The organism is Dyella sp. OK584 (genome assembly GCF_057787755.1).
In genome coordinates this window covers 2,656,826-2,679,497 of record NZ_CM173542.1, presented here as the reverse complement: position 1 = coordinate 2,679,497, position 22,672 = coordinate 2,656,826, and the positions used below count along the sequence as shown (strand labels likewise).

General features: G+C 62.7%; 21 protein-coding genes and 1 tRNA gene. 19 read left to right on the top strand and 3 right to left on the bottom strand.

Translation table 11 applies throughout. The features are described 5' to 3' along the window. Positions 1-104 precede the first annotated feature (104 nt). The 3 genes from AC3CBN_RS11965 (at position 105) to AC3CBN_RS11955 (ending at position 1,784) form a co-directional block, all read left to right on the top strand. On the top strand, positions 105-743 hold the full coding sequence (locus AC3CBN_RS11965; RefSeq protein ID WP_488633248.1) for a response regulator: 639 nt from the start codon (positions 105-107) through the stop codon (positions 741-743). A gap of 328 nt (positions 744-1,071) precedes the next feature. After that, positions 1,072-1,407 carry a hypothetical protein gene (locus AC3CBN_RS11960; RefSeq protein WP_488633247.1) on the top strand — a complete coding sequence of 112 codons (336 nt, stop codon included), beginning with the start codon at positions 1,072-1,074 and terminating at the stop codon, positions 1,405-1,407. Beyond that, the gene (locus AC3CBN_RS11955) at positions 1,404-1,784 is read left to right on the top strand and encodes a hypothetical protein (protein ID WP_488633246.1); all 381 of its coding nucleotides are present in this window, start codon (positions 1,404-1,406) and stop codon (positions 1,782-1,784) included. Before AC3CBN_RS11960 ends, AC3CBN_RS11955 begins: the two co-directional genes overlap by 4 nt. Positions 1,785-2,046: 262 nt before the next feature. Here the strand turns inward: AC3CBN_RS11955 and AC3CBN_RS11950 are convergent. Then, positions 2,047-2,123: transfer RNA gene (locus AC3CBN_RS11950), tRNA-Arg, on the bottom strand. Positions 2,124-2,236: 113 nt separating this feature from the next. Here AC3CBN_RS11950 and amaB point away from each other — a divergent pair. The 6 genes from amaB to murB all read left to right on the top strand — a co-directional run bounded on the left by amaB (position 2,237) and on the right by murB (position 7,845). Continuing rightward, positions 2,237-3,772, top strand: a complete 1,536-nt coding sequence (amaB, locus tag AC3CBN_RS11945; RefSeq protein WP_488633245.1) for an L-piperidine-6-carboxylate dehydrogenase — start codon at positions 2,237-2,239, stop codon at positions 3,770-3,772. A gap of 131 nt (positions 3,773-3,903) precedes the next feature. After that, a complete protein-coding gene (locus AC3CBN_RS11940) occupies positions 3,904-4,197 on the top strand; it encodes a hypothetical protein (protein ID WP_488633244.1) in 294 nt (97 codons plus the stop codon). A 23-nt stretch (positions 4,198-4,220) separates the two neighbouring features. Then, on the top strand, positions 4,221-4,994 hold the full coding sequence (locus tag AC3CBN_RS11935; protein WP_488633243.1) for an SDR family NAD(P)-dependent oxidoreductase: 774 nt from the start codon (positions 4,221-4,223) through the stop codon (positions 4,992-4,994). Between the two features lie 7 nt (positions 4,995-5,001). Beyond that, positions 5,002-5,769 carry a class I SAM-dependent methyltransferase gene (locus AC3CBN_RS11930; protein ID WP_488633242.1) on the top strand — a complete coding sequence of 256 codons (768 nt, stop codon included), beginning with the start codon at positions 5,002-5,004 and terminating at the stop codon, positions 5,767-5,769. Between the two features lie 2 nt (positions 5,770-5,771). Beyond that, entirely contained in the window at positions 5,772-6,809 is a 1,038-nt protein-coding gene (locus AC3CBN_RS11925) for a quinone-dependent dihydroorotate dehydrogenase (RefSeq protein WP_488633241.1), read from the top strand. Between the two features lie 10 nt (positions 6,810-6,819). Beyond that, positions 6,820-7,845, top strand: coding sequence for a UDP-N-acetylmuramate dehydrogenase (gene murB / locus AC3CBN_RS11920; RefSeq protein ID WP_488636722.1), 1,026 nt, complete (start codon positions 6,820-6,822; stop codon positions 7,843-7,845). Positions 7,846-8,015: 170 nt separating this feature from the next. Here the strand turns inward: murB and AC3CBN_RS11915 are convergent, their stop codons facing one another. Continuing rightward, positions 8,016-9,245: an MFS transporter gene (locus AC3CBN_RS11915; protein WP_488633240.1), complete on the bottom strand. Its 1,230-nt coding sequence runs from the start codon at positions 9,243-9,245 to the stop codon at positions 8,016-8,018. A 121-nt stretch (positions 9,246-9,366) separates the two neighbouring features. On the opposite strand from AC3CBN_RS11915, the gene AC3CBN_RS11910 reads away from it, so the two are divergent. Continuing rightward, on the top strand, positions 9,367-10,149 hold the full coding sequence (locus AC3CBN_RS11910) for an AraC family transcriptional regulator (protein WP_488633239.1): 783 nt from the start codon (positions 9,367-9,369) through the stop codon (positions 10,147-10,149). Positions 10,150-10,344: 195 nt separating this feature from the next. Further along, complete coding sequence (gene ppk1, locus AC3CBN_RS11905) at positions 10,345-12,531, top strand: polyphosphate kinase 1 (protein ID WP_488633238.1); 2,187 nt, start codon at positions 10,345-10,347, stop codon at positions 12,529-12,531. 55 nt (positions 12,532-12,586) lie between these two features. On the opposite strand, the gene AC3CBN_RS11900 is transcribed toward ppk1, so the two are convergent. Further along, a complete protein-coding gene (locus AC3CBN_RS11900; protein ID WP_488633237.1) occupies positions 12,587-13,144 on the bottom strand; it encodes an NADPH-dependent FMN reductase in 558 nt (185 codons plus the stop codon). A gap of 380 nt (positions 13,145-13,524) precedes the next feature. On the opposite strand from AC3CBN_RS11900, the gene AC3CBN_RS11895 reads away from it, so the two are divergent. The 8 genes from AC3CBN_RS11895 to AC3CBN_RS11860 all read left to right on the top strand — a co-directional run bounded on the left by AC3CBN_RS11895 (position 13,525) and on the right by AC3CBN_RS11860 (position 22,666). Further along, positions 13,525-15,201, top strand: a complete 1,677-nt coding sequence (locus tag AC3CBN_RS11895) for a GGDEF domain-containing protein (protein ID WP_488633236.1) — start codon at positions 13,525-13,527, stop codon at positions 15,199-15,201. A gap of 208 nt (positions 15,202-15,409) precedes the next feature. Beyond that, complete coding sequence (locus AC3CBN_RS11890; protein WP_488633235.1) at positions 15,410-16,177, top strand: hypothetical protein; 768 nt, start codon at positions 15,410-15,412, stop codon at positions 16,175-16,177. Between the two features lie 140 nt (positions 16,178-16,317). After that, positions 16,318-16,755 (top strand): VOC family protein, encoded by a 438-nt coding sequence (locus AC3CBN_RS11885; protein ID WP_488633234.1) that lies wholly within the window; start codon positions 16,318-16,320, stop codon positions 16,753-16,755. Between the two features lie 148 nt (positions 16,756-16,903). Continuing rightward, positions 16,904-18,829 (top strand): CocE/NonD family hydrolase, encoded by a 1,926-nt coding sequence (locus AC3CBN_RS11880; protein WP_488633233.1) that lies wholly within the window; start codon positions 16,904-16,906, stop codon positions 18,827-18,829. A gap of 158 nt (positions 18,830-18,987) precedes the next feature. Next, a complete protein-coding gene (locus tag AC3CBN_RS11875; RefSeq protein ID WP_488633232.1) occupies positions 18,988-19,665 on the top strand; it encodes a TetR/AcrR family transcriptional regulator in 678 nt (225 codons plus the stop codon). Then, positions 19,655-20,644, top strand: a complete 990-nt coding sequence (locus tag AC3CBN_RS11870) for an HlyD family secretion protein (protein ID WP_488633231.1) — start codon at positions 19,655-19,657, stop codon at positions 20,642-20,644. The genes AC3CBN_RS11875 and AC3CBN_RS11870 overlap by 11 nt, the downstream gene beginning before the upstream one ends. A 7-nt stretch (positions 20,645-20,651) precedes the next feature. Further along, entirely contained in the window at positions 20,652-21,578 is a 927-nt protein-coding gene (locus tag AC3CBN_RS11865; protein ID WP_488636721.1) for an ABC transporter ATP-binding protein, read from the top strand. Next, the gene (locus tag AC3CBN_RS11860) at positions 21,575-22,666 is read left to right on the top strand and encodes an ABC transporter permease (protein WP_488633230.1); all 1,092 of its coding nucleotides are present in this window, start codon (positions 21,575-21,577) and stop codon (positions 22,664-22,666) included. The genes AC3CBN_RS11865 and AC3CBN_RS11860 overlap by 4 nt, the downstream gene beginning before the upstream one ends. Positions 22,667-22,672: the final 6 nt, after the last annotated feature.

The following is a 22,672-nucleotide window of genomic DNA, read 5'->3' as shown; positions in this document are numbered from 1 at the left end:
ATCGTCTGAAGACTACCCGGCTAAAGGTAGGGCTTTGACTCACCTGCCTGCACTTTCGAATCGGCTACCCTTAAGGCGTGTACTTGCATCCGGCAGGGAAACCCGTGCCCCTTCGCATCATCCTCGCTGACGATCACCCCATCATCCGCAGCGGCGTGCGTTCGCTGCTGGAAAACAGTGTCCGTGCCGACATCGTAGCTGAGGTCGGCTCGCCCACCGAGCTGATTCATGCCATCGACAAGCACCCGTGCGACCTGGTGCTCACGGATTTCAGCATGCCTGGTGGACAGATCGCCGACGGCCTTCACATGCTGGGGTTGATCAGTCGTCGCTGGCCTACCCTGCCGATAGTCGTGCTGACCATGGTGAACAACGGCGGCGTGCTGAACGCCATCCTCGCCACCGGAGTGCGTGGTCTGCTCAGCAAATCCGATGCACTGACCGAACTGGGGCTTGCCATACAGGCCGTATCGCACGACCGCAACTATCTCAGCATGGGTGTCCGCAAGGCGCTGGAGACCGCAGGAGGGGCCGCTGCCGCGTCGCAAACGGCATTGTCCAAGCGCGAAGCGGAAGTGCTGCGCCTATTCGCCTCCGGCCTCACCGTGTCCGAAATTGCGAGCCAACTCAACCGCAGCGTGAAGACCATCAGCCGGCAGAAAATGGATGCAATGGCCAAGCTCAGTCTGAAGAACGATCTGGATGTCTATGCCTATGCGCGCGAGCACGGCTTGCTAGCCTGACTTTGTGGACCTGGGGCAATGGAATGGCCGTCCATATCGGGGGATAAAAATCCTGGGGCGAGAGAAGGCGCCGATCTACTCCATTGTCGGCCCATCGATGGGAGACATCGTGCGCGACCTCTGTACCAACGATTGCTGCGCCAAGAAGATGGATGCCATTCTGCACGGCATTGACTGGTCAGACATACTGCGCGATTCGCCGGGCCACGGCTAACGGTCTAGGCGAAGTAAATGGGCGGCGTGTCGCTTCGCCCGGAAGTGAAAGATCGACACATTCGGTCTTCATCATGTCAACGCCGCTCTTCTCGGCCTCGCATTGGCGCTGCTGATGCTCATGGCCGTCTATGCAGGCGCGCGCTTTGCACGACGCACTGGCGCGGCGCCGTCATCAGGCATGACATCCGTGGAAACGGGCCTGCTTGGATTATTGGGTCTTTTGCTGGCTTTCACCTTTTCGGGTGCAGCTTCGCGTTTCTACGCGCGTGGCGATGCGATGGTGGATATGGCCAATGCCATTCGAGGCGTCACGCTGCGAGCAGATATTTACCTGGCGCCGCAAGGTGAGGCGTTACGCGTTGACTTGCGCGACTACCTTGCGACCCAGGTGGAGTTGTATCGCACCGAACGCGACAGCGTAGATGTCGAGCGTGTATCGCACGCTTGAATGCCATCGAGAGGCGCCCCTGGTCCCTGGTCAGTGCCCGGGCCGGCGATCCGTCGCTCAATCTCGCTTCCGCCCAGATGATGAACAACCTTGACCGCCTGTTTAACCTTGCGCATAGCCGGGAAATCTCATTGCGCGTGCATATGCCTGACGCAATCGCTTCGCTGCTGTTCGTGCTTACCGTGGCAACCGCATTCGCCAGTGGCTATTGCGTGGGTAGTGAAGGAAAACTTCATGGCCCCGGCTACGCCAGCTTCGCGTTGCTGACGGCATGGGTCATCTACGTGACGCTCGATCTCGATCAACCAGGTCGCGGCCTCATCCGTCGTGACACCCACGAGAGGGCTCTGGTCGAGCTGATGCCCTTGCTCCAGTGAATACCGCTGTCATGGCACGCTGAATACTTCAGCGCCTTTGTCGCTGAAGAACACCAGTCCGTTACCGAGCGTGGCATATCGAAATAAAAAGCAGGCGGCCGAATAGTTCGGCCGCCGGGCCCAACTCCCCAACGAGAATGCGCTCGCGGCGGAAAGGCCTTGTGCAGGCGCAGCATCCGTCGCGAGCCCATACCCTGCGCGCGGCCAATCCCAACGCAAAAAGGGCCGGCATGGCGCCAGCCCCTTTGCTTCTCGCGAATGATGGTGCCCCCGATACGATTCGAACGTACGACCTTCCCCTTAGGAGGGGGACGCTCTATCCAGCTGAGCTACGGGGGCAATGGTTAAATTCTGGCATGGATCGTGCGCCAGCGCGATCCGGGTCCGGGGGGCCTGCTAGAATAGCGGTTTTCTTCCAGGCGCCTTTCCCGCGCCACGCTCCAGGAGCAGGCATGTCCCACGAAATCCTCACCGCACTCGGTCTCGGCGCTACTCAGTCCGGTACGTATCTGGGCAATGGCGAATGGTCCAAGACCACCGACGCCGGCGCGCTGCAGCCGGTCAACCCGGCGACGGGCGAGGTGATCGCCACGGTGCACGCGTCGAGCGCGGCGGACTATGAACTCATCGTCAAGCGCGCGCAGGAATCGTTCAAGGTGTGGCGCAACACACCAGCACCGCGCCGTGGCGAGGCGGTGCGCCTGTGTGGCGAGGCGCTGCGCAAGCACAAGCATGCACTCGGTTCACTGGTTGCGCTTGAGATGGGCAAGATCAAGCCCGAAGGCGACGGCGAAGTGCAGGAGATGATCGACATCGCCGACTTCGCAGTGGGCCAGAGCCGCATGCTCTACGGCTACACCATGCATTCGGAGCGCCCGGGCCACCGCATGTACGAGCAGTACCAGGCGCTGGGACTGGTCGGCATCATCAGCGCGTTCAACTTCCCGGTGGCGGTGTGGGCATGGAATGCGTTCCTTGCAGCCATTTGCGGCGACATCTGCATCTGGAAGCCGTCGCCGAAGACACCGCTCTCGGCCATCGCGTCGATGCGGATCTGCAACGAGGCGCTGAACGCCGCCGGCTTCCCGGACATCTTCTTCCTGTTCAACGATGCCGCCACCGAGCTGTCGCAGAAGTTCGTGGACGACCACCGCATTCCGCTGATCAGCTTCACCGGCTCGACCAAGGTCGGTCGCCAGGTCGGCGAGCGCGTGGCCAAGCGCATGGGTCGTTCGCTGCTGGAGCTGGGCGGCAACAACGCCATCATCCTGGACGAGAGCGCTGACCTGAAGCTGGCGATTCCCGCCATCGTGTTCGGCGCGGTCGGCACCGCCGGTCAGCGTTGCACCTCCACGCGCCGCCTGTTCGTGCATGAGTCGATCATCGACGACGTCACTGCCAAGCTGTTGACCGCCTACAAGCAGGTGGAAGGCAAGATCGGCGACCCGACCCTGGCTACCACCCTGATGGGTCCGCTCAACAGCAAGGACGCCGTGCAGGCTTACCTCGCCGCAATCGAGAGGGCCAAGGCCACCGGTGGCACGGTGCGTACCGGCGGCGCCGCGCTCAGCGACCGCCCGGGTAACTTCGTGCTGCCGGCCATCGTCACCGGCGTAAAGAACAGCGACGAAGTCGTGCAGACGGAGACCTTCGCTCCGATCCTCTACGTGATGCCGTTCAAGACGCTGGACGAAGCCATCGAGCTGCAGAACAGTGTGCCGCAGGGCCTGTCCTCGGCCATCTTCACGCAGAACCTCAAGTCGGCCGAGCAGTATCTGTCGGCAGCCGGCTCCGATTGCGGCATCGCCAACGTCAACATCGGCACTTCCGGTGCGGAGATCGGCGGCGCGTTCGGTGGCGAGAAGGAAACCGGCGGTGGTCGCGAATCGGGTTCGGATGCGTGGAAGGTTTACATGCGTCGCCAGACCAACACTATCAACTACTCCAACTCGCTGCCGCTGGCGCAGGGCATCAAGTTCGACCTGTAAAAATCAGGGCGCATCCCGGTTTTCGCCGGGATGCGCGTGCCGCTGAAGTGTCCGTAAGCGCACCAACGTCAACGACAGGAGTTGTAACGATGGAATACGCACGACCGGTCCAAGACACACCTTCCGTCAGCATGCTGGCTATCTTCAGCCTGATCTTCGGCATCCTGGCCTGGACGGTTTTGCCTCTGATGGGTTTGGCAATGGCGTGGCTGAACCTGTTCAACTTCATCGCGTTGCCACTGGCCGGCTCGGTGATCGCTTCAGTAACCGGTCGCATGGCGCTGAAAAAAATCCGCTCTTCCGAAGGCGCCTTGTACGGCGCGGGCCTGGCCAAAGCGGCCCTGGTCCTGACATATACGCAGTACAGCCTGTTTGGCCTGATCCTTCTGTTTGCCCTGCTGCAAATGTTTTTTCGCTCGCACTAGCCGATCGACCCTATCGAGCCAAGATGACTCTTCCAGTGCACCCCAGCTTCGATTTCCACGGGTACCGCGTCATCATTGCGGGGGGAAGCAAGGGCATTGGCCGTAGCATCGCGCTCGCCTTCGCCGAAGCCGGTGCCTCGGTATCGGTCTGTGCGCGTGGCGAGGAGGCATTGGCTGAAGTACGCCACGCCATTGCTTCCTTCGGCGTCACCGCACATACGCGCAGCTGCGATCTGGCCGATGCCGCTGCCATCAACACCTATATCCAGGAAGCTACCGAGGTGCTCGGCGGTATCGACGTGTTGGTGAACAATGCCAGCGGCTACGGTTTCAACAACGACGATGCGAGCTGGCTGGCTGGTTTCAATATCGACCTGATGGCCGCCGTGCGCGCCTCGCACGCCGCCCTGCCGCACCTGAAGACATCGCCGCACGCGTGCATACTGCATACGTCATCCATCGCCGCGTTTCACCCCAGTGCACGGAGTGCGCCTTATGCGGCAGCCAAAGCGGCGCTCAACCAATACACCACCTCGCAAGCGCTTTCGCTGGCGAAACACCGCATTCGCGTCAACGCCATTGCGCCGGGGTCCATCGAGTTTCCGGACGGTTTGTGGGACCGCCGCAAGGCCGAGGCACCGGAGCTCTATCAACAGACACTGGCCAAGATTCCCTTCGGCCGTTACGGCAAGCCGGAGGAAATCGCCCATGCCGCGCTGTTCCTCGCCTCGCCGTTCGCCAGCTGGATCACTGGCCAGACACTGTGCGTCGATGGCGGCCAATTGCTGACGGGCTGATACCGATATGAGCGAGCTCCGATCCACCGAGCGTTTCAGCGATCGCGTCGCCGATTACGTGCGCTATCGACCCGACTATCCCGTCGCCATGCTGGAGTGGCTGCAGCGCGAGCACGGCGTCAGTCCGCACTGGCTGGTGGCCGACGTGGGCGCGGGCACAGGCATTTCCAGCAAGTTGTTCCTGGACGGCGGCTATCGCGTCATTGCAGTGGAGCCAAACGAGCCCATGCGAAACGCCGCCACGCAATGGCTGGGTGACAACGAACGCTTCAGCACCATCGATGGTCATGCCACCGATACCGGACTTCAGGACGGCAGCGTTGACCTCGTCATCGTGGCGCAGGCCTTTCATTGGTTCGACCAGGATGCTGCTCATCGCGAGTTCCATCGCGTCCTCAAGTCGAGTGGCCTGGCCGCCATCATCTGGAATTCGCGTCGCCTCGTGGGTACGCCATTCCTGGAAGGCTACGAGGCTTTACTCAAGGAATACGGCACCGACTACACCAGCGTGGCCGAACGCTATGGCGACGAGCCTCGGATGCGCGCGTGGTTTGGCGAGGGTTATCGCGGCATGGGCCGCTTCGATCATGGCCAGCTGTTGGATTTCGACGCGCTGAGAGGCCGGCTGATGTCCTCCTCCTATGCGCCACGCGCCGGTCACGCCTCGCATGAGCCGATGATGCACGCGCTGCGCGAACTGTTCGACAGCTGCAACGTGGACGGCCACATCAGCTTCGATTACGACACAGTCATTTACGTGGGCAAGGTGTCCTGAGCATGTACGACTTCATTCGCCCCCTGTTATTCAAGCTCGATGCGGAAACCGCCCATCGCGTGACGCTGTATGGCCTCGGCGTCGCCCAGCGCAGCAACTTTGCTCACCTGGTGGCGAAGCCACCCGCCGACTTGCCGACCACGGCGTTCGGCATCCGGTTTCCGAACCCGGTCGGTCTCGCTGCCGGCCTCGACAAGAACGCCGATCATCTCGATGCACTGGGCGTGCTTGGTTTCGGTTTCGTGGAAGTTGGCACGACCACGCCGCGTCCACAGCTTGGCAATGACAAGCCGCGCATGTTCCGCTTGCCGCAACATGAGGCCATCATCAACCGTCTCGGCTTCAACAATGACGGCGTGGATGCACTGGTGCGCAACGTGCAGCAGTCAAGTTATCGCGGCGTGATTGGCATCAATATTGGCAAGAACAAGGACACGCCGAACGAGAAGGCGGTGGACGACTACCTGTTCTGCCTGGAGCGCGTCTACGCGTCGGCGAGCTACATCACGGTCAACATCTCCTCGCCGAACACGCAGGGTCTGCGCGACCTCCAGGAGGAGGCCACGCTACGCCGTTTCATCGAAACGCTGCGCGAGGCGCAGGAGCGGCTTGGCTCGCAAAGCGGTGCGCGCAAGCCCATGCTGCTGAAAATTGCTCCGGACCTGAGCGAGTCGGAACTGGACGCCATTGCCGAAGTGCTGCTCGCTGCGAAGGTGGACGGCGTGATCTGCACCAACACCACCATTGATCACTCAGCTGTTGCCAGCGATCCGTTTGGCAACGAGACGGGCGGCCTTTCCGGCAAGCCGCTGTTCGCCCGCTCCACCGCGGTGCTGCGCGGCATGCGCAAGCGCGTCGGAGACCGGCTCGGCATCATCGGCGTGGGTGGCATCCTCGACGGCAGCGATGCGGCGGAAAAGATCGACGCTGGCGCTTCGCTCGTGCAGATTTACTCGGGCATGATCTATCGCGGCCCCGCGTTGATTACCGAATGCGTAGACGAGATCCGCCGCCAGCGTGAGGATTCTCATGGTGGCTGAACGCATCGATATGGGCGGCTACACGCTGATCGAAAATGCTTCGCTCGTCACGCGCAACACGCTGCGCATCGACGCGCGTGCAAAGCTGCTGGCCGAAGTGCGCGATGCCTCCAAGCTGCCTGAGCTGCTGGACTTCTCCGTGGTACGTAACAGCAGGCTATTGGTGCTTGGCGAAGGCAGCAACCTGCTGTTCACCGGCGACTTCGACGGCACCGTGCTGGCAATGGCCACGCGTGGCGTGCAGGTCGAACAGGACGGCGACGTCGCACGCATCGCCGTGGCGGCGGGCGAGCGCTGGGACGACTTCGTGCGCTGGACGCTGGGCCAGGGCTTCGCCGGGCTGGAGAATCTCATCCTGATTCCCGGCACGGTTGGCGCGGCACCGATCCAGAATATCGGTGCGTATGGCACCGAGGTGGCCGAGTTCATCGAGAGCGTCGAGGCGTGGGACACGCAAGAACGCCGCGTGACCATGCTCGATAAAGTGGCCTGCGCATTTGCCTATCGCGATTCCGTGTTCAAGCACCAGCCTGACCGTTACATCGTCACTGCGGTACGCTTCGCCCTGCCCCGTTCGCGCGCGCTGCGCCTGGACTATGCAGGCATCCGCGAGGAGCTGGCTCGCATGGGCGTGGACAAGCCCGCGCCATTCCATGTGGCCGAGGCGGTCGTGCACCTGCGCACGAAGAAACTCCCCGATCCTGGCGTGATCGGCAATGCGGGCAGTTTTTTCAAGAATCCCATCGTCGATGCCGCTACCGGTGAAGCGCTCAAGCGCGAGTATCCGGAACTGGTGTCGTGGGTCGGCGGCGATGGTCGCTGGAAGCTGTCCGCCGCGTGGCTGATCGAAACCAGCGGCTTCAAGGGCATGCGCGAAGGCGATGCCGGCATCTCCAACCGGCATGCGCTGGTGCTGGTGAATCACGGCCATGCGACTGGCGCGGAGTTGTGGGCGTTTGCACGAAAGGTTATAGACGGCGTGCAGGCGAGGTTTGGCGTGCGGCTGGAGCCCGAACCGGTAGTGGTCAGCACCTAACGCAACACTCCACCCGCCTGTAGGAGCGCACCCAGTGCGCGACCGCAGAGCCACGTCGTTGCCGCATCGCTGATTTATCACGCAACCGCCGCGCGCGCGAGAAACCAACCTGACAGCACACCGACGCGTAGCGGTCGCGCACTGGGTGCGCTCCTACACGGGACGCATGATCATGCTTTTGCCTTCACCTCAAGGTTGGGCAGAAACGCCGTGATGATGCCGATCAGCGGCAGATAAGCGCACAAGCCATAGACGTATTCGATGCCACGCGCATCGGCGACCTGCCCCAGCACGGCGGCGCCAATACCACCCATGCCGAACGCAAAACCAAAGAACAGGCCCGAGATCATGCCCACACGGCCAGGGATTAGTTCCTGCGCATAGACCAGGATGGCCGAGAACGCTGAGGCGAGGATCAGTCCAATCACCACCGTGAGCGCGCCTGTCCAGAACAGATTGACGTGCGGCAACAGCAAGGTGAATGGAGCAACGCCCAGGATCGACGCCCAGATCACCCACTTGCGACCGATACGATCGCCGATAGGGCCACCGATCAGCGAGCCAGCCGCCACGGCGAACAGGAACACGAACAGGTGTGTCTGCGCATTGGGCACCGACACTCCAAACCGGTGAATCAGATAGAAGGTGTAGTAGCTGCTGATGCTGGCCAGATAGAAATATTTGGAGAAGATCAGCATGCCGAGAATCAGCAGCGACCACGCCACCTTCGCGCGCGTCAGCCGCACCAGCGATGCATGCCGAGCCTTGGCCTTGCCACGCTCCCTGTGGTGGTCGCGATACCAGCGGCTCACCTGCAGCAGCACAACGATGGCAAGCAGTGCTGCGAGCGAAAACCACGCCACACTACCGCGCCCGTGCGGCACGATGATCCAAGCGGCAAGCAACGGACCCAGCGATGCGCCGGCGTTGCCACCCACCTGGAACAGCGATTGCGCCAGCCCGTGGCGGCCACCCGATGCCATGCGCGCCACGCGTGACGATTCCGGATGGAACACCGACGAGCCGGTACCCACGAGCGCCGCGGCCAATAACAGCATCGCAAAGTTCGGCGCGGTAGCGAGCAGCAACAGGCCGCACAAAGTGAAGCCCATGCCGATAGGCAAGGAATACGGCATCGGCTTCTTGTCGGTGACCATGCCCACCGCAGGCTGCAGCAGCGAGGCGGTGAGTTGATAGGTGAGCGTGATCAGGCCGATCTGGCCAAAGCTGAGATCGAAGCCGCTTTTGAGGATGGGATAGATGGCCAGGATCAACGACTGGATCATGTCGTTGATCAGGTGCGAGAAGCTGATGGCACCCAGGATGCGAAACTCGGTGCTGTGCTCGGCGCGCTCGGCCTGGGCGGCCGGCAGGGGCATGACTTCGACGCGGGTTTGCATGGGGACTCGTTGGCTGCGGTGTGACGTCGCAGGTTGCTTCGCCAAGGGCGCCACCTTAGAGTGGGCACGGCCGGCCCGCACACGTCAGTGGGTCAACTTCTATAGAATTTGGGCCAAGATCGTGCGTAACGCCCGTGCCGATGCCTACGAGAACACGCCGCGCGACATCGTCGCCACCGGCAATGAGTACCCGACGCACTATGTGCTGCCGGCCCATTCGCATCGGCGCGGCCAGCTGCTTTACGCCTCCACCGGTGTATTGACCACCATCACCAGCGTGGGCAGCTGGGTAGTGCCGCCGCGCCGGGCGTTGTGGATTCCTCCCGGCGTCACCCACGAAGTACACATGGATGGCCCGGTTTCCACGCGCAGCGTCTATGTCGAACCGAAGGCAGCAGAGGCAGTGGGCCTGCCCATGCATTGCCAGGTCATCGCAGTGTCGCCCCTACTCCATGAGCTGCTGCTGGAAGCGGTGGATCTTCCCGCTGAGTACGACCTGCAAGGACGGGACGGGCGCGTCATGACCCTGTTGCTGGACGAGATCCGGCGCATGCCCAAGTTGCCGCTGAGTGCGCCGCTGCCGCACGAAAAGCGCCTGGCCGCGCTTTGCCGCGAACTGCTGGCGCACCCAACACAAGAGACGAAGATCGACGACATGGCGCATCGTGCCGGCATGAGCCGTCGCCATTTCACGCGAACCTTCCGCGACGAGACCGGCATGAGCTTCACCGCCTGGCGTCAGCAAGCTTGCCTGTTGGCCGCGCTGACGCGGCTGGGCAACGGCCAGCCCATCACACAGGTGGCATTGGATCTTGGTTACAGTGACCCAAGTGCATTCACCGCGGCGTTCCGGCGTGTGCTCGGCGTGGCACCAAGCCGTTATCTCACCGCACCGGCGGCGTGAAGGGGCGCATCACGATGTCGTGACGCTGCCGCGAGCATTGTCACGAACGTGTCAAATGCGATGCGCAACATGTCCGTCATGTGACAGTGCCGACCGCGTACTGCACTGCCATGGCCCGGTCTCAATCGGCGCCGTACTATGTTTCTTTGCGGACCCGCGCGACCACCGCGCATCCGCCCATCGAACGGTGAGCCGATGAGTACTGATGTCGTCCGTCCCAACGCAGTTCGCGACACCGAACCTACGGAGACTGCAAGCGACGCAGCCACGGCCAGCCCAGCGGCGGCACCGGCAGCCGCCCCGGACCTGAGCGACTCGAATCTCTACATCAACCGCGAACTCTCGCAGTTGCAGTTCAACATCCGCGTGCTCGATCAGGCGATGGATGAAAGCAAGCCGATCCTCGAACGGTTGAAGTTCCTGCTGATCTTTTCCAGCAACATGGACGAGTTCTTCGAGATCCGCGTGGCGGGACTCAAGAGCCAGATCGCCTTCGACCACGAGATCGTCGGCCTCGACGGCATCGCGCCACGCAGGGCGTTGGCCGAGATCAGCGAGATCACGCACAAGCAGATCGAACGCCAGTACGCGATCCTCAACGATCACATCCTGCCCGAACTGGCCCGCCACGGCATTCGCATCGTGCGCCGCAACGAGTGGTCGCACAAACAGAAACTGTGGGTGCGCCGCTATTTCCGTCACGAAGTGGCGCCTTTGATCACGCCCATCGGGCTGGATCCGACGCATCCTTTCCCGCTGCTGGTCAACAAGAGCCTCAACTTCATCGTGCAGCTGGAGGGCGTCGATGCGTTCGGGCGCGATTCGGGCCTGGCCATCGTGCCGGCACCGCGCGTGCTGCCGCGTTTGATCCGCCTGCCCGAGGATGTGAGCGAAGGTGGCGAAAACTTCGTGCTGTTGTCGTCGATCATCCATGCACACACCGAGGAGCTGTTTCCCGGCATGTCGGTGCGCGGCTGCTATCAGTTCCGGCTGACCCGCAACGCTGACCTTACGATAGACCCCGAAGACGTCGAGGATCTCGCACGCGCGCTTCGTGGCGAGTTGTATTCGCGCCGCTTCGGCGATGCCGTGCGCCTGGAGGTGGCCGACAACTGCCCGCCGGAACTTACCGGTTACCTGCTGCGCCAGTTCGGCCTTGCCGCCGCCGAGATGTACGAGGTGAACGGCCCGGTGAATCTGGCGCGCCTGTTCGGCCTGGCCAGCAAGACGCAGCACCCGGACCTGGAATATCCGCCGTTCACGCCGTCCATTCCCAAGGCACTGAAGAAAGCCGAGGACTTGTTCCAGGTGATCGGCCGGCAGGACGTGCTGCTGCTGCACCCCTACGAGTCGTTCGCACCGGTGGTGGATCTGCTGCACCAGGCGGCGAAAGATCCCAGCGTACTGGCGATCAAGCAGACGCTTTATCGCAGCGGCGCTACCTCCGAGATCGTCGATGCGCTGGTGGATGCGGCGCGCGCGGGCAAGGAAGTGACGGTGGTGATCGAACTGCGTGCGCGTTTCGATGAGGAATCGAATCTGTCGCTCGCCTCGCGTCTGCAGCAGGCTGGCGCGATGGTGATCTACGGCGTGGTGGGTGTGAAGACGCACGCCAAACTCATGCTGATCCAGCGACGCGAGGGTGCAGAGCTGGTGCGTTATGCGCACCTTGGCACCGGCAACTATCACACCGGCAACGCGCGCCTCTATACCGATTACAGCCTGCTCACCTCCGACCAGGCGCTGTGCGAGGACGTGCACAAGCTTTTCAGCCAGCTTACGGGCATGGGCAAGCTGCTGCAGATGAAGAAACTGCTGCATGCGCCGTTCACGCTGAAGAAGACGTTGCTGGAGATGATCGCGCGCGAAACTGCGCACGCCGCTGCAGGTCGGCCGGCGCAAATCATCATCAAGGTGAACTCCATTACCGACACCAAGATGATCCGCGCGCTCTACAAGGCCAGCATGGCCGGCGTGAAAATCGACCTGATCGTGCGCGGCATGTGCTGCCTGCGGCCCAGCGTGCCGGGTGTGTCGCACAACATCCGCGTCCGCTCCATCGTGGGCCGCTTCCTCGAGCACAGCCGCGTGTACTGGTTCTCCAACAACGGCGACGAACAGCTCTACCTCGCCAGCGCCGACCTGATGGAGCGCAACCTGGATCGCCGTGTGGAAACCGGCTTCCCCATCGAAGGCAAGAAGCTACAAAGCCGCCTGAAGAAGGAGCTGGAGCTTTACCTGTCCGACAATTCCAGCGCGTGGATCCTGAAGCCGGACGGGCGCTATACGCGCGCGCAACCCGGCGCGAACCAGGCGGTGCGCAATGTCCAGGCGCAGATGCTGGAGAAGTTGTGCGGCTCGGGCGCTGCGACTGAAACCTGAGCTCTACGCCGCCCCTGCAGGAACGCACGAGGTGCGTTCCTGCAGGGTGGGCCGCCTATTTCTTCAGATGCAACTTTACCCACGCAACATACCGATCAACGAAGCCTTGCAGAAATTTCTGCGTGCCCTCGCTGGCAATCTTGTCCTGGGCGTCGAACAGACCTTCCTTGTAGTGGACGAACACCTCCGGCTGCCCCAGCGTCGGCACGTCCAGATACGCCAATACGTTGCGCAGATGCTGCTGCGCCAGAGCCGAGCTGGTGGCGCCGACCGAGATGCCGATGACCGCGCCGGGCTTGCCGGCGAAAGAATTGGTGCCCCATGGACGCGAAGCGATATCGATAGCGTTCTTCAGCACACCCGGAATCGAACGGTTGTACTCAGGCGTGACGAAAAGCAGCGCATCGGCGGCAGAAACCTCCTGCTTGAGGCGCTCGCACTCGGCCGGGTAGTTGCCGTCGAAGTCCTGGTTATATAGCGGCAGGTTGTCGATGCGCAGATGCTCGAAGCTGAAATCGGCGGGAAACAACTGCTCCACTGCCCGGGCAAGCTGACGGTTATGGGAATCCTTGCGTAGGCTGCCTACCAGTACGGCCACACGGATCTTGCTCATGCCAATTTGCTCCTCGGGTGGGGGAAAGGCCGGAAAATGGCGGGCACAAAGCATGGCAGCGAAGGCAGTTAACCCCTCGTGATCGTCCAGTCGCACCACCCGGCACACCGCGAGGCGCGCCATCTGCATAGACGTCTATGCCTTTTGACGTAGATAAACCAACACGCATGCTGCGCCTGCGCACGGTACCCTAGGGCCCAGGCCACCCCCTGCACTTCCCGTGCAGCCGGGGATCGCGCGCAGGGACGACTGGACATGCCAGGGATGTACGTACGACCTCCTGGACGGAGGTTGTGCCGAAATCAGGGGAACGGCGAATGGGCGGAGGGGTCGCGTCGACAGTGAGGCGTTGCCGATGGCGGATGCTGTGCATCCTTGCCATGGTTCTGCTTGCGTCGCTCGCACACGCCAACACCGCCCTGACTGGCGCCTCCCGCGAGGTAAGGCCTGGCGACACGCCACAGACCGTGCTGGATGCCTTTCGCCGTGGCGAGCTGACCAGCTTTGATGCGAACCTGCTGCAGCGCTTTCCGCCGCAGGGGCTGGGAACCTGGGTGGTACTGCAGCCGCAACCGCCACTGGTCAGCGAAGAGCGCGTATTCACCATCTACCCGCCCCCGCTTGCCCCGGTAACGATGTTCGGCCCGTCAACCATAACCGTCACGCAGTCGCTGGATGATTTCACCGCGACCGCACACGGCAACGGACGCCTCGCCTACCGCATCACCGCGGACATACCGGCGTCTACTCCCATCCTGTTGCGCTTCGATCCGGCGCCCGTGCGCACTACGCCGGTAAGTTTTCAATTGCAGTCGTGGACTGAATATCTTCAGAGCGATGCGCACTGGCTGGTATTCGCCAGCGCCTGTTTCGCCGTGATGCTTGCGATGTCACTGATGGCGTTGTGCCTGGCGATGATGCTGCGCGACACCACGTTCGCCTGGTACGCCGGTTACGTTCTTTGCTACGCGCTGATCCAGTGCACCCAGACCGGCTACCTGTTTCACCCGCTTGAGGTCACCTGGCTCGCGGGAACTGCCGCGCTGATCAGTTCATCGGCCATGGCACTGTCGTTGGCGTTCGCCGCGATGTTCATGGCGCGCTTTTGCGAACTACCCCACTACGCGCCCTTGTTGCATACCCCGACGCTCACTCTGGCGGTGGGCATGCCGCTGGTGGTGTTGCTGCGTATTTGCCAGATCCCGTTACTGGAGCAGACGGCTCAGGTGCTGATTGGCCCGCTGCTGATCATCGGCACGCTGTTGCTGTTGATGGCGGCTGTGGTGGCCGCCGTGCGCGGTGCGAGGCCGGCTTGGTTCTTCCTGGTTGGCTGGACGCCGCTGCTGGCGCTCACGGCACTTTCGAACAGTCAGGCGAACGGCATGCTGGCCGACGTCTTCTGGCTCAGCGATGCCTGCCTTGCAGCAGGCGCTTTCGAGGCCGTCGTGCTGTCTCTGGGCCTGGCCGATCGCGCCCTCATCATGCGTCGCGACCGTGACCTGGTACAGGGCCTTGCCGACAACGACGCACTGACCAACGTACTCAACCGCCGCGCCTGGACCGAAGGCATCAGCAAGGTGCTGGCCAGCGGCACGACGCAGCCGGTTGCGCTGCTGTTCCTGGATCTTGACCACTTCAAGTTGCTCAACGACCGTCAGGGCCACGCCGCAGGCGATCGCGCACTGATCGCCGTGGCCGATGCGCTGCGACACGAACTGCGCCCGCACGACCTGCTGGGTCGTTATGGTGGCGAGGAGTTTGTCGCCATGCTCTATGGCGTCGAACAGGTGCAGGCCATGCAGGTGGCCACGCGCCTGTGCCGTCGCGTGCACCGGCTGGACATTCCGGTCAACGACGACGGACTGGTGCTCAGTGTGAGCATCGGCATCGCCATGCGCATGCCGGAAGACACCGTGGAATCGCTGGTGGAACGGTCCGACCACGCCATGTACCGCGCCAAGCTCGCCGGCCGTAACCGGGCTCGCCTCGACGAGAAGCTGGAAACCCCGGCACGGAGCAACTGGCCACGCGCCGTCGAAGGCGACCGCAGCGCATGAACCATGTACGCACGGACCACTCGGAAAATTGACAGGCCCATGCCGCCCGCACGGCCAATGTCGTGGGGACTAGTGCAATTCGTTCAAACCGAAGCCACTTCGCGGCTCGGCTTAATCCAGGCATCAGACCTCACCAAATAGGCAGCATCGCCGCGGCGCACATCAGCGCGCCGACATATTCGAAGTTTCTCGCATAGGGGACGCGCAGATGAATGCAACAGCTACCGAGGTCAACGGGGTGCGGGCCGAGAGCCGGTACTTTTACGTGTGGATGGCGGGCGCGTTCATCCTGATCGCCTTTGGCGGCTTCGTGCCGACCTTCTGGGCGCCCGTGGTGGTCGGCACCTTTCATGCACCGCCGATCATCTACATTCATGGCGCACTGATGTTTACCTGGACCTGTTTTTATTTTGTCCAGACGACGCTTGTTGCCTCAGGGCGGACGATCGACCATCGCTCCTGGGGATTGGCCGGCATTGCACTGTTCAGCGTCATCGCTTGCGCCATCCTCGTCGGCGAGATGGCCGTGATCAAGCGTGACGAGGCGATCGGCATGGGCGATGCGGCGCGCCGCTTTGCTGCCGTTACGTTGTGCGCATGGCCCTTGCTGGTCGGCATGTTTGCCCTGGCCATCGTCAACATCCGGCGCCCGCAGGTACACAAGCGCCTGATGACGCTACTGATGATCGGCATGATGACTCCGGCCATCGCACGCGTGTTCCTGACGTTTCTCGCTCCGGCAGGCGCTGTGGGCGCCGGTCCGCCGCCGCCCTTTGTGTCGATACCGCCTGCACTGGTCGCAGATCTCCTCATTGTCGTCGCCATCGTGCGCGACTGGCGCACCCGCGGGAGACCGCATCCGGTTTATCTCTATGGCGGCGCGGTGACACTGGCTCAGCAAATGCTCACTGTTCCGTTTGCCGCAACGTCGACCTGGATGGGCATTGCCAGGGCATTTGAGAGTCTCGCCGGATAGCGTGTGAGCGCCTTCAGGACCCTCTCGTCGACGGTGGCTGCCCACGGGGTCATACTTCGGCCGGTCAGCTACACCCGCTGATAAGGTTAAGTATCCCCGACAACCAAGCTGGATATCTCCCATCCAGAGGGACACTGCCCATGACATCCCTGACTGTTTCCGGCAGCACCATCATTCCTTGCCTGCGCTACCGCGATGCGCACGCCGCCATCGACTGGCTGTGCAAAGCGTTCGGCTTCGAGAAACAGGCCGTCTATGACGACGAGGAAGGCGGCGTGGCCCACGCGCAGCTCGTCCATGGCAACGGCATGCTGATGATCGGCTCGGTGCGCGACAACGATTTCGGCCGCCGCATGGTGCAGCCCGACCAGGTAGGCGGAAGCGAAACGCAATGCCCCTGCGTGATCGTCAAGGACTGCAAGGCGCATTACGAACAGGCCAAGGCGGCCGGTGCCGTAATCATCGACGACTATGCCGAGAAGGACTACGGCGGCGCCGGCTACAGCTGCCGCGACCCCGAAGGCCACCTGTGGTGGTTCGGCAGCTATGACCCGTGGACGCCAGAAGCTGGCGGCTGACGGGCAGCCATGATGTCGGATCACCCCAGATAGGCAGGAAGTCATGGTGGGCTGGATGCAGCCGGTCGCTTACAGTCGAGCGCAGCACCGCCACCATCACAACCAGCCCAGGTCCGCCGCCGCATCGGCGGGCCTGTCCGGAGGATCCATGCGCAATCGCCGAACCCTGCTTGCCGTCGCCACGCTCGCCGCATTCTCCACCGGTCTCACTTGCGCGCAGACTGCGCCGCTGACGCCGGACGTCCCGCAAGCCAAGTTCGTCCCGTCGACCGCCAGCTACGACTACGTGAAGCGCGAAGTGATGATCCCGATGCGCGACGGCGTGAAGCTGCACACGGTGATCGTGATACCCAAGGGCGCAAAGCATGCGCCGATCCTGCTCACACGCACGCCCTATGACGCTGACGGTCGCACCTCGCGCTTTGAATCACCACACATGCAGGCCGAACTGCCGCAGGGTGACGAGGTATTCGTGCGCGGCGGCTATATCCGCGTGTTCCAGGACGTGCGCGGAAAATATGGCTCCGAGGGCGCCTACGTGATGACGCGCCCGCTGCGTGGCCCACTCAATTCCAGCGAGGTCGATCACTCCACCGATGCGTACGACACCATCGACTGGCTGGTGAAGAACCTTCCCGAGTCGAACGGCAAGGTTGGCATGCTCGGTTCTTCGTATGAAGGCTTCACCGTGGTGATGGCGCTGATCCATCCACACCCGGCGTTGAAGGTGGCCGCGCCGGAAAGCCCGATGGTGGACGGCTGGATGGGCGACGACTGGTTCCACTACGGCGCCTATCGACAGACCAATTTCGACTACATCCGCGGCCAGACCGCGCAGAAGGGCAAGGGCGAAGGCGTGCCGCGTGCAGGTTATGACGACTACAGCAACTTCCTCGCGGCAGGTTCGGCAGGCGATTACGCACGCGCGAATGGATTCGAGCAGCTCGCCTTCTGGCGCAAGCTCGATGAGCACCCGGCCTACGATGCGTTCTGGCAGAACCAGGCGCTCGACAAGGTCATGGCCGAGCAGCCGCTCACGGTGCCGACCATGTGGCTGCAGGGCCTGTGGGACCAGGAAGACATGTGGGGCGCCATCCACAGCTACGCAGCCACCGAGGCCAAGGACAAGGGCAACGACAAGAACTTTTTGGTGATGGGCCCGTGGCGACACAGCCAGGTGAACTACGACGGCACGTCGCTCGGTCCGCTGCAATGGGATGGCGATACGTCGCTGCAATTTCGCCGCGATGTGCTCAAGCCGTTCTTCGACCAGTACCTGGTGGATGGCGCATCCAAGGCGAATACGCCACCGGTGCTGATCTACAACACCGGCGAGAACCACTGGGACCGCTTCAAGTCGTGGCCGCTGAGCTGTGACAAGGGCTGCGCCAGCAAGCCCAAGACGCTGTACCTGGGTGCCAAGGGTGAACTGTCGTTCAATGCGCCAGGGACGGACGCGGTGAAATACGACGAATACGTCTCCGATCCCGCCAAGCCGGTGCCCTACCAGCCGCGCCCGGTGCACTTCGCCGATCACGACGCCTGGACCCGCTGGTTGGTGAATGACCAGCGCTTTGTGGATGGACGTCCAGACGTCCTCACCTATATGAGTGAACCACTGACCGCTCCGGTGCACATCGGCGGCGCACCCCAGGTGAACCTGTACGCCTCCACCAGCGGCACCGACAGCGACTGGGTGGTGAAGCTGATCGACGTCTATCCGGACGTGGTGCCGTCGAATCCGTCGATGGGTGGCTACGAGCTGGCGGTATCGCTGGACATCTTCCGCGGTCGCTATCGCACCAGCTTCGAGCACCCGCAGGCCCTCACGGCGGACCAGCCGCTGCTGTACAGCTTCGGCCTGCCCACCACCAACCACGTGTTCCAGCCGGGCCATCGCATCATGGTGCAGGTGCAGTCCAGCCTGTTCCCGCTGTACGACCGCAATCCGCAGACCTTCGTGCCGAACATCTTCGACGCGAAGCCGGCGGACTATCAGAAGGCCACGCAGCGCGTGTGGCATACGCCGGGCACGGCCAGCTTCATCAGTTTGCCGGTGGTACCAAACGGCTGACGACCATCCTCCCTCTCCCCTGTGGGCGCCCCGTAGGGGAGAGGAAGTCATACGTCGCATATCCGAGGGTCGACAGTCATGTCGGCCCTTTTTGTTGTGACAAAACGCCCGTATACCAGTCACTTGCAATTAATTATATGTGGAATTAATTTATAGCCATGAGTACTGGCAAACCATCCAACCCTCGCCACCACGGCCCCACCCGTCGCTCGCCTGGCCGTCCCGTTACGGACAGCCCCGAGTTACGCCCCAGGCTGATCGACGCAGCGCTAACCTGCTTCGTGCGCGACGGCATCGGAGCTACGTCGCTGCGCAGCATCGCGTCCCACGCTGGCGTGACGCCTGCGCTTCTCAACTACTACTTCGGCAGCAAGCAGGCGTTACGCGATGCCTTATTCGAGGAGCGCCTGATGCCAGCCGTGCTGACGCTACGCGAGCACGTCGCCAGCGCCGGTGACGATTTGCATGCGATAACGGAAGGCTTCGTCCGCGGCGTGTTTGGCCTGGTCGATGCCTATCCCTGGTTTCCTTCGCTATGGGTGCGCGAAGTGCTATGCGAAGGTGGCGCGCTGCGCGAATTGTTGCTCGCGCGCATCGGCCCTGAATTGCCGCAGTTGCTCGCCGCACGCTTTGCCGATGCCCAACGACGCGGCCAGCTCAATCCTGCACTCGACCCTCGCCTGATGGTGGTGTCCATGATCGGACTCACCTTGTTTCCCGCTGCCAGCGCGCCGATCTGGCGGCAGATATTCCAGGCCGACCTCGGCACCGATGTGCTGGCCAATCACGCGCTGGCCCTGCTTCGGCACGGCATGGACATCAAGCATGAAGACTGACCACCCATCGCGATGGCTGCGCCCGACGCCATTGGCTTTGCTATCGGCGTTGATCTTGCTCGCCGGCTGCCATCCCACGCCGCCGCAGGCGCTGGGCACGATCGAGTTCGATCGCATCACGCTCCCCGCGCCTGCCGCCGAACATATCGTGCAGATCGACGTTCGCGAAGGGGAGTTCGTGCCTGCCGGCAAGCGCATCATGCAGCTTGAAACCACGCGTACCCAGGCTGCGCTGGAATCGTCCCGCGCAGATCTGCAGCAACAGCAGCAGGCGCTGCTTGAATTGGTCCGTGGCCCGCGTGAGGAACAGATTCGCCAGGCACGTGCCAATCTGGTCGGTGCGCAAGCGCAGGCCCGCGACGCCAATGCCTACTATCAACGGCTATCCGCGCTGGCCATGCAGCAGTTCGTAGCGGCCGCCGACCTCGATCGCGCCAAGGCATCGGCGGGCAATGCGGATGCTGCCGTCGCCGCGGATCGCGCCACGCTCGATCAATTGGTCAATGGCTCGCGTGCGGAAGATATCGCACAGGCGCGTGCTGCCGTCGCGGCGGCAACGGCAACGGCTGCCTCGCGCGCCGTCGACCTGGAAAAGCTCGACCTCACCACGCCGCGCGACGTACGCGTGGACAGCCTGCCCTACAAGCTGGGCGATCAGGCCCAACCCGGTACGCCACTTGTGATCTTGTTGGCCAGCGACACGCCCTACGCCCGCGTGTATGTGCCAGCGCGCCTGCGCCCATCGGTGAAGGTAGGCGATGCCGCCCTGGTGACGCTGCATGATGGCAAGCACACGTTCCGCGGCACCGTGCGCATGATCCGCAGCGAGCCCACGTTCACGCCCTACTTCGCCCTGAGTGGCGACGATGCCACGCGCCTGAGCTATCTGGCCGAGATTGTTCTGGGGCAGGACGCTAGGGATCTTCCACAGGGTTTTCCCGTCGCGGTCGAGTTCCCCGGAAAAGACGGCCATGACTGAAATGGCCATCCACGCGCGTCGCTTGACCAAGCGCTTCGGCGCGCTGGTGGCGGTCAATGGTGTCAACCTCGATGTGCCGCACGCATGCGTCTACGGCTTCCTTGGCCCCAACGGCTCGGGCAAGTCCACCACGATCCGCATGCTTTGCGGCCTGCTTACGCCGAGCGACGGAGAGATCGAAGTGCTCGGCCTGTCCATTCCCCGGCAAGCAGAGGAACTCAAGCGGCGCATCGGCTACATGACGCAAAAGTTTTCATTGTTCGACGATCTGTCGGTGCGACAGAACCTTGAGTTCCTCGCCACCGTGCAAGGTCTTTCGCGCAGCGACGCGCGGGCGCGTGTGGACGACCTGCTGCACCGCTATCACCTGGACGACCGCCAGGAGCAGCTCGCCGGCACGCTCAGCGGCGGCCAGAAGCAGCGACTGGCCCTGGCGGGCGCCATCGTGCACAAACCGGAACTGTTGTTTCTGGACGAACCCACCAGTGCGGTCGATCCGGAATCGCGCCGTGATTTCTGGGAGAAACTTTTCGAGCTGGCCGACGAAGGCACCACCATCCTGGTGTCCACGCACTACATGGACGAGGCCGAGCGGTGCCATCGCCTTGCCATCCTCGACACCGGCAATCTGGTCGCCGACGGTACACCCGGCGAGCTCACCGCGAAGCTGCATGGCCGCACTTTCCTGATTCGGGCAGGTTCGCCGCGCAAGGTGAAACAGGCACTGGATGACCAGCCCGATGTGCTGAGCGTGGCGCAGATCGGCACCGAACTGCGCGTACTCATGCGCGACGACAGCGAAGGCGTCGAAGCACTGCGTGCCAGGCTGACCGGAGTGGATAGTGATATGGACGTCCAAAGCGTCACTCCGAACCTGGAGGACGTCTTCGTCGTCGCTACCCACAGGCACCATCGCCAGGAGCAGCCCGCGTGAACCTGCGCCGCCTCTGGGCCATCATGATCAAGGAGCTGCGCCAGATACGCCGGGACCGCGTGACCCTCGCCATGATCATGGCGATGCCGATCCTGCAGCTGGTGCTGTTCGGCTACGCCATCAATCTCAATCTGCGCAATTTGCCGGCCGCCGTGGTCGATCAGGCGCAAACCGCAGGCTCCCGCGCCGCTATCCAGGACCTGCTCGCAAGCGGCGTGATCAAACTCGATGCCACGGCCCAGAGCCCGCAGCAACTGATCGACCTGCTTCGCCAGGGGCGCGTCAGCGTGGGCATTGCCGTGCCGCCCGATTTCGAGCGACGCAAGCTCGATGGCCGCGAGGCCATCCAGGTGATGGTCGATGGCAGCGACAACGTCGTGCAGTCGGCGGCCGGACAACTGGCGCAGTATCCACTCAACCAGCCCGACAATTTCCACGCGATCGTGGAAACGCCGATCAGCGTGGTGAGCTTCTACAACCCGGAGCGACGCTCGCCTGTGAATATCGTGCCGGGACTGGTGGGTGTCATCCTCACCATGACCATGGTGCTGTTCACGGCCGTGGCCATCGTGCGCGAAACCGAGCGCGGCAACATGGAGTTGCTCATCACCACGCCGGTGAGCCGCACCGAACTGATGATCGGCAAGGTACTGCCCTATGCGGCCATCGGCCTGGTGCAGACCAGCGTGGTGCTGCTGCTGGGCGTGTGGTTGTTCCAGGTGCCTATCCGCGGCAGCCTGTGGGACGTCTATATGGCCGCCAGCTTGCTGATCGTTGCCAATCTCTCGCTGGGCCTGTTGATCTCCACGCGTGCCAGGTCGCAGTTCCAGGCGATGCAGATGACGTTCTTCGTATTTCTGCCTTCGATCCTGCTGTCTGGCTTCATGTTTCCCTATGCCGGCATGCCGGTTCCCGCGCAGTGGATTTCCGAACTATTGCCGCTCACCCATTTCATGCGCCTGATACGCGGCATCATGTTGCGTGGTGCCGACCTGGGCGACCTATGGCCCGACAGCCTCGCCCTCGCGGCGTTCATCGCGATCATGCTCACGCTGGCCATCCGGTTGTTCCACAAGCGGCTGGACTAAACCTCG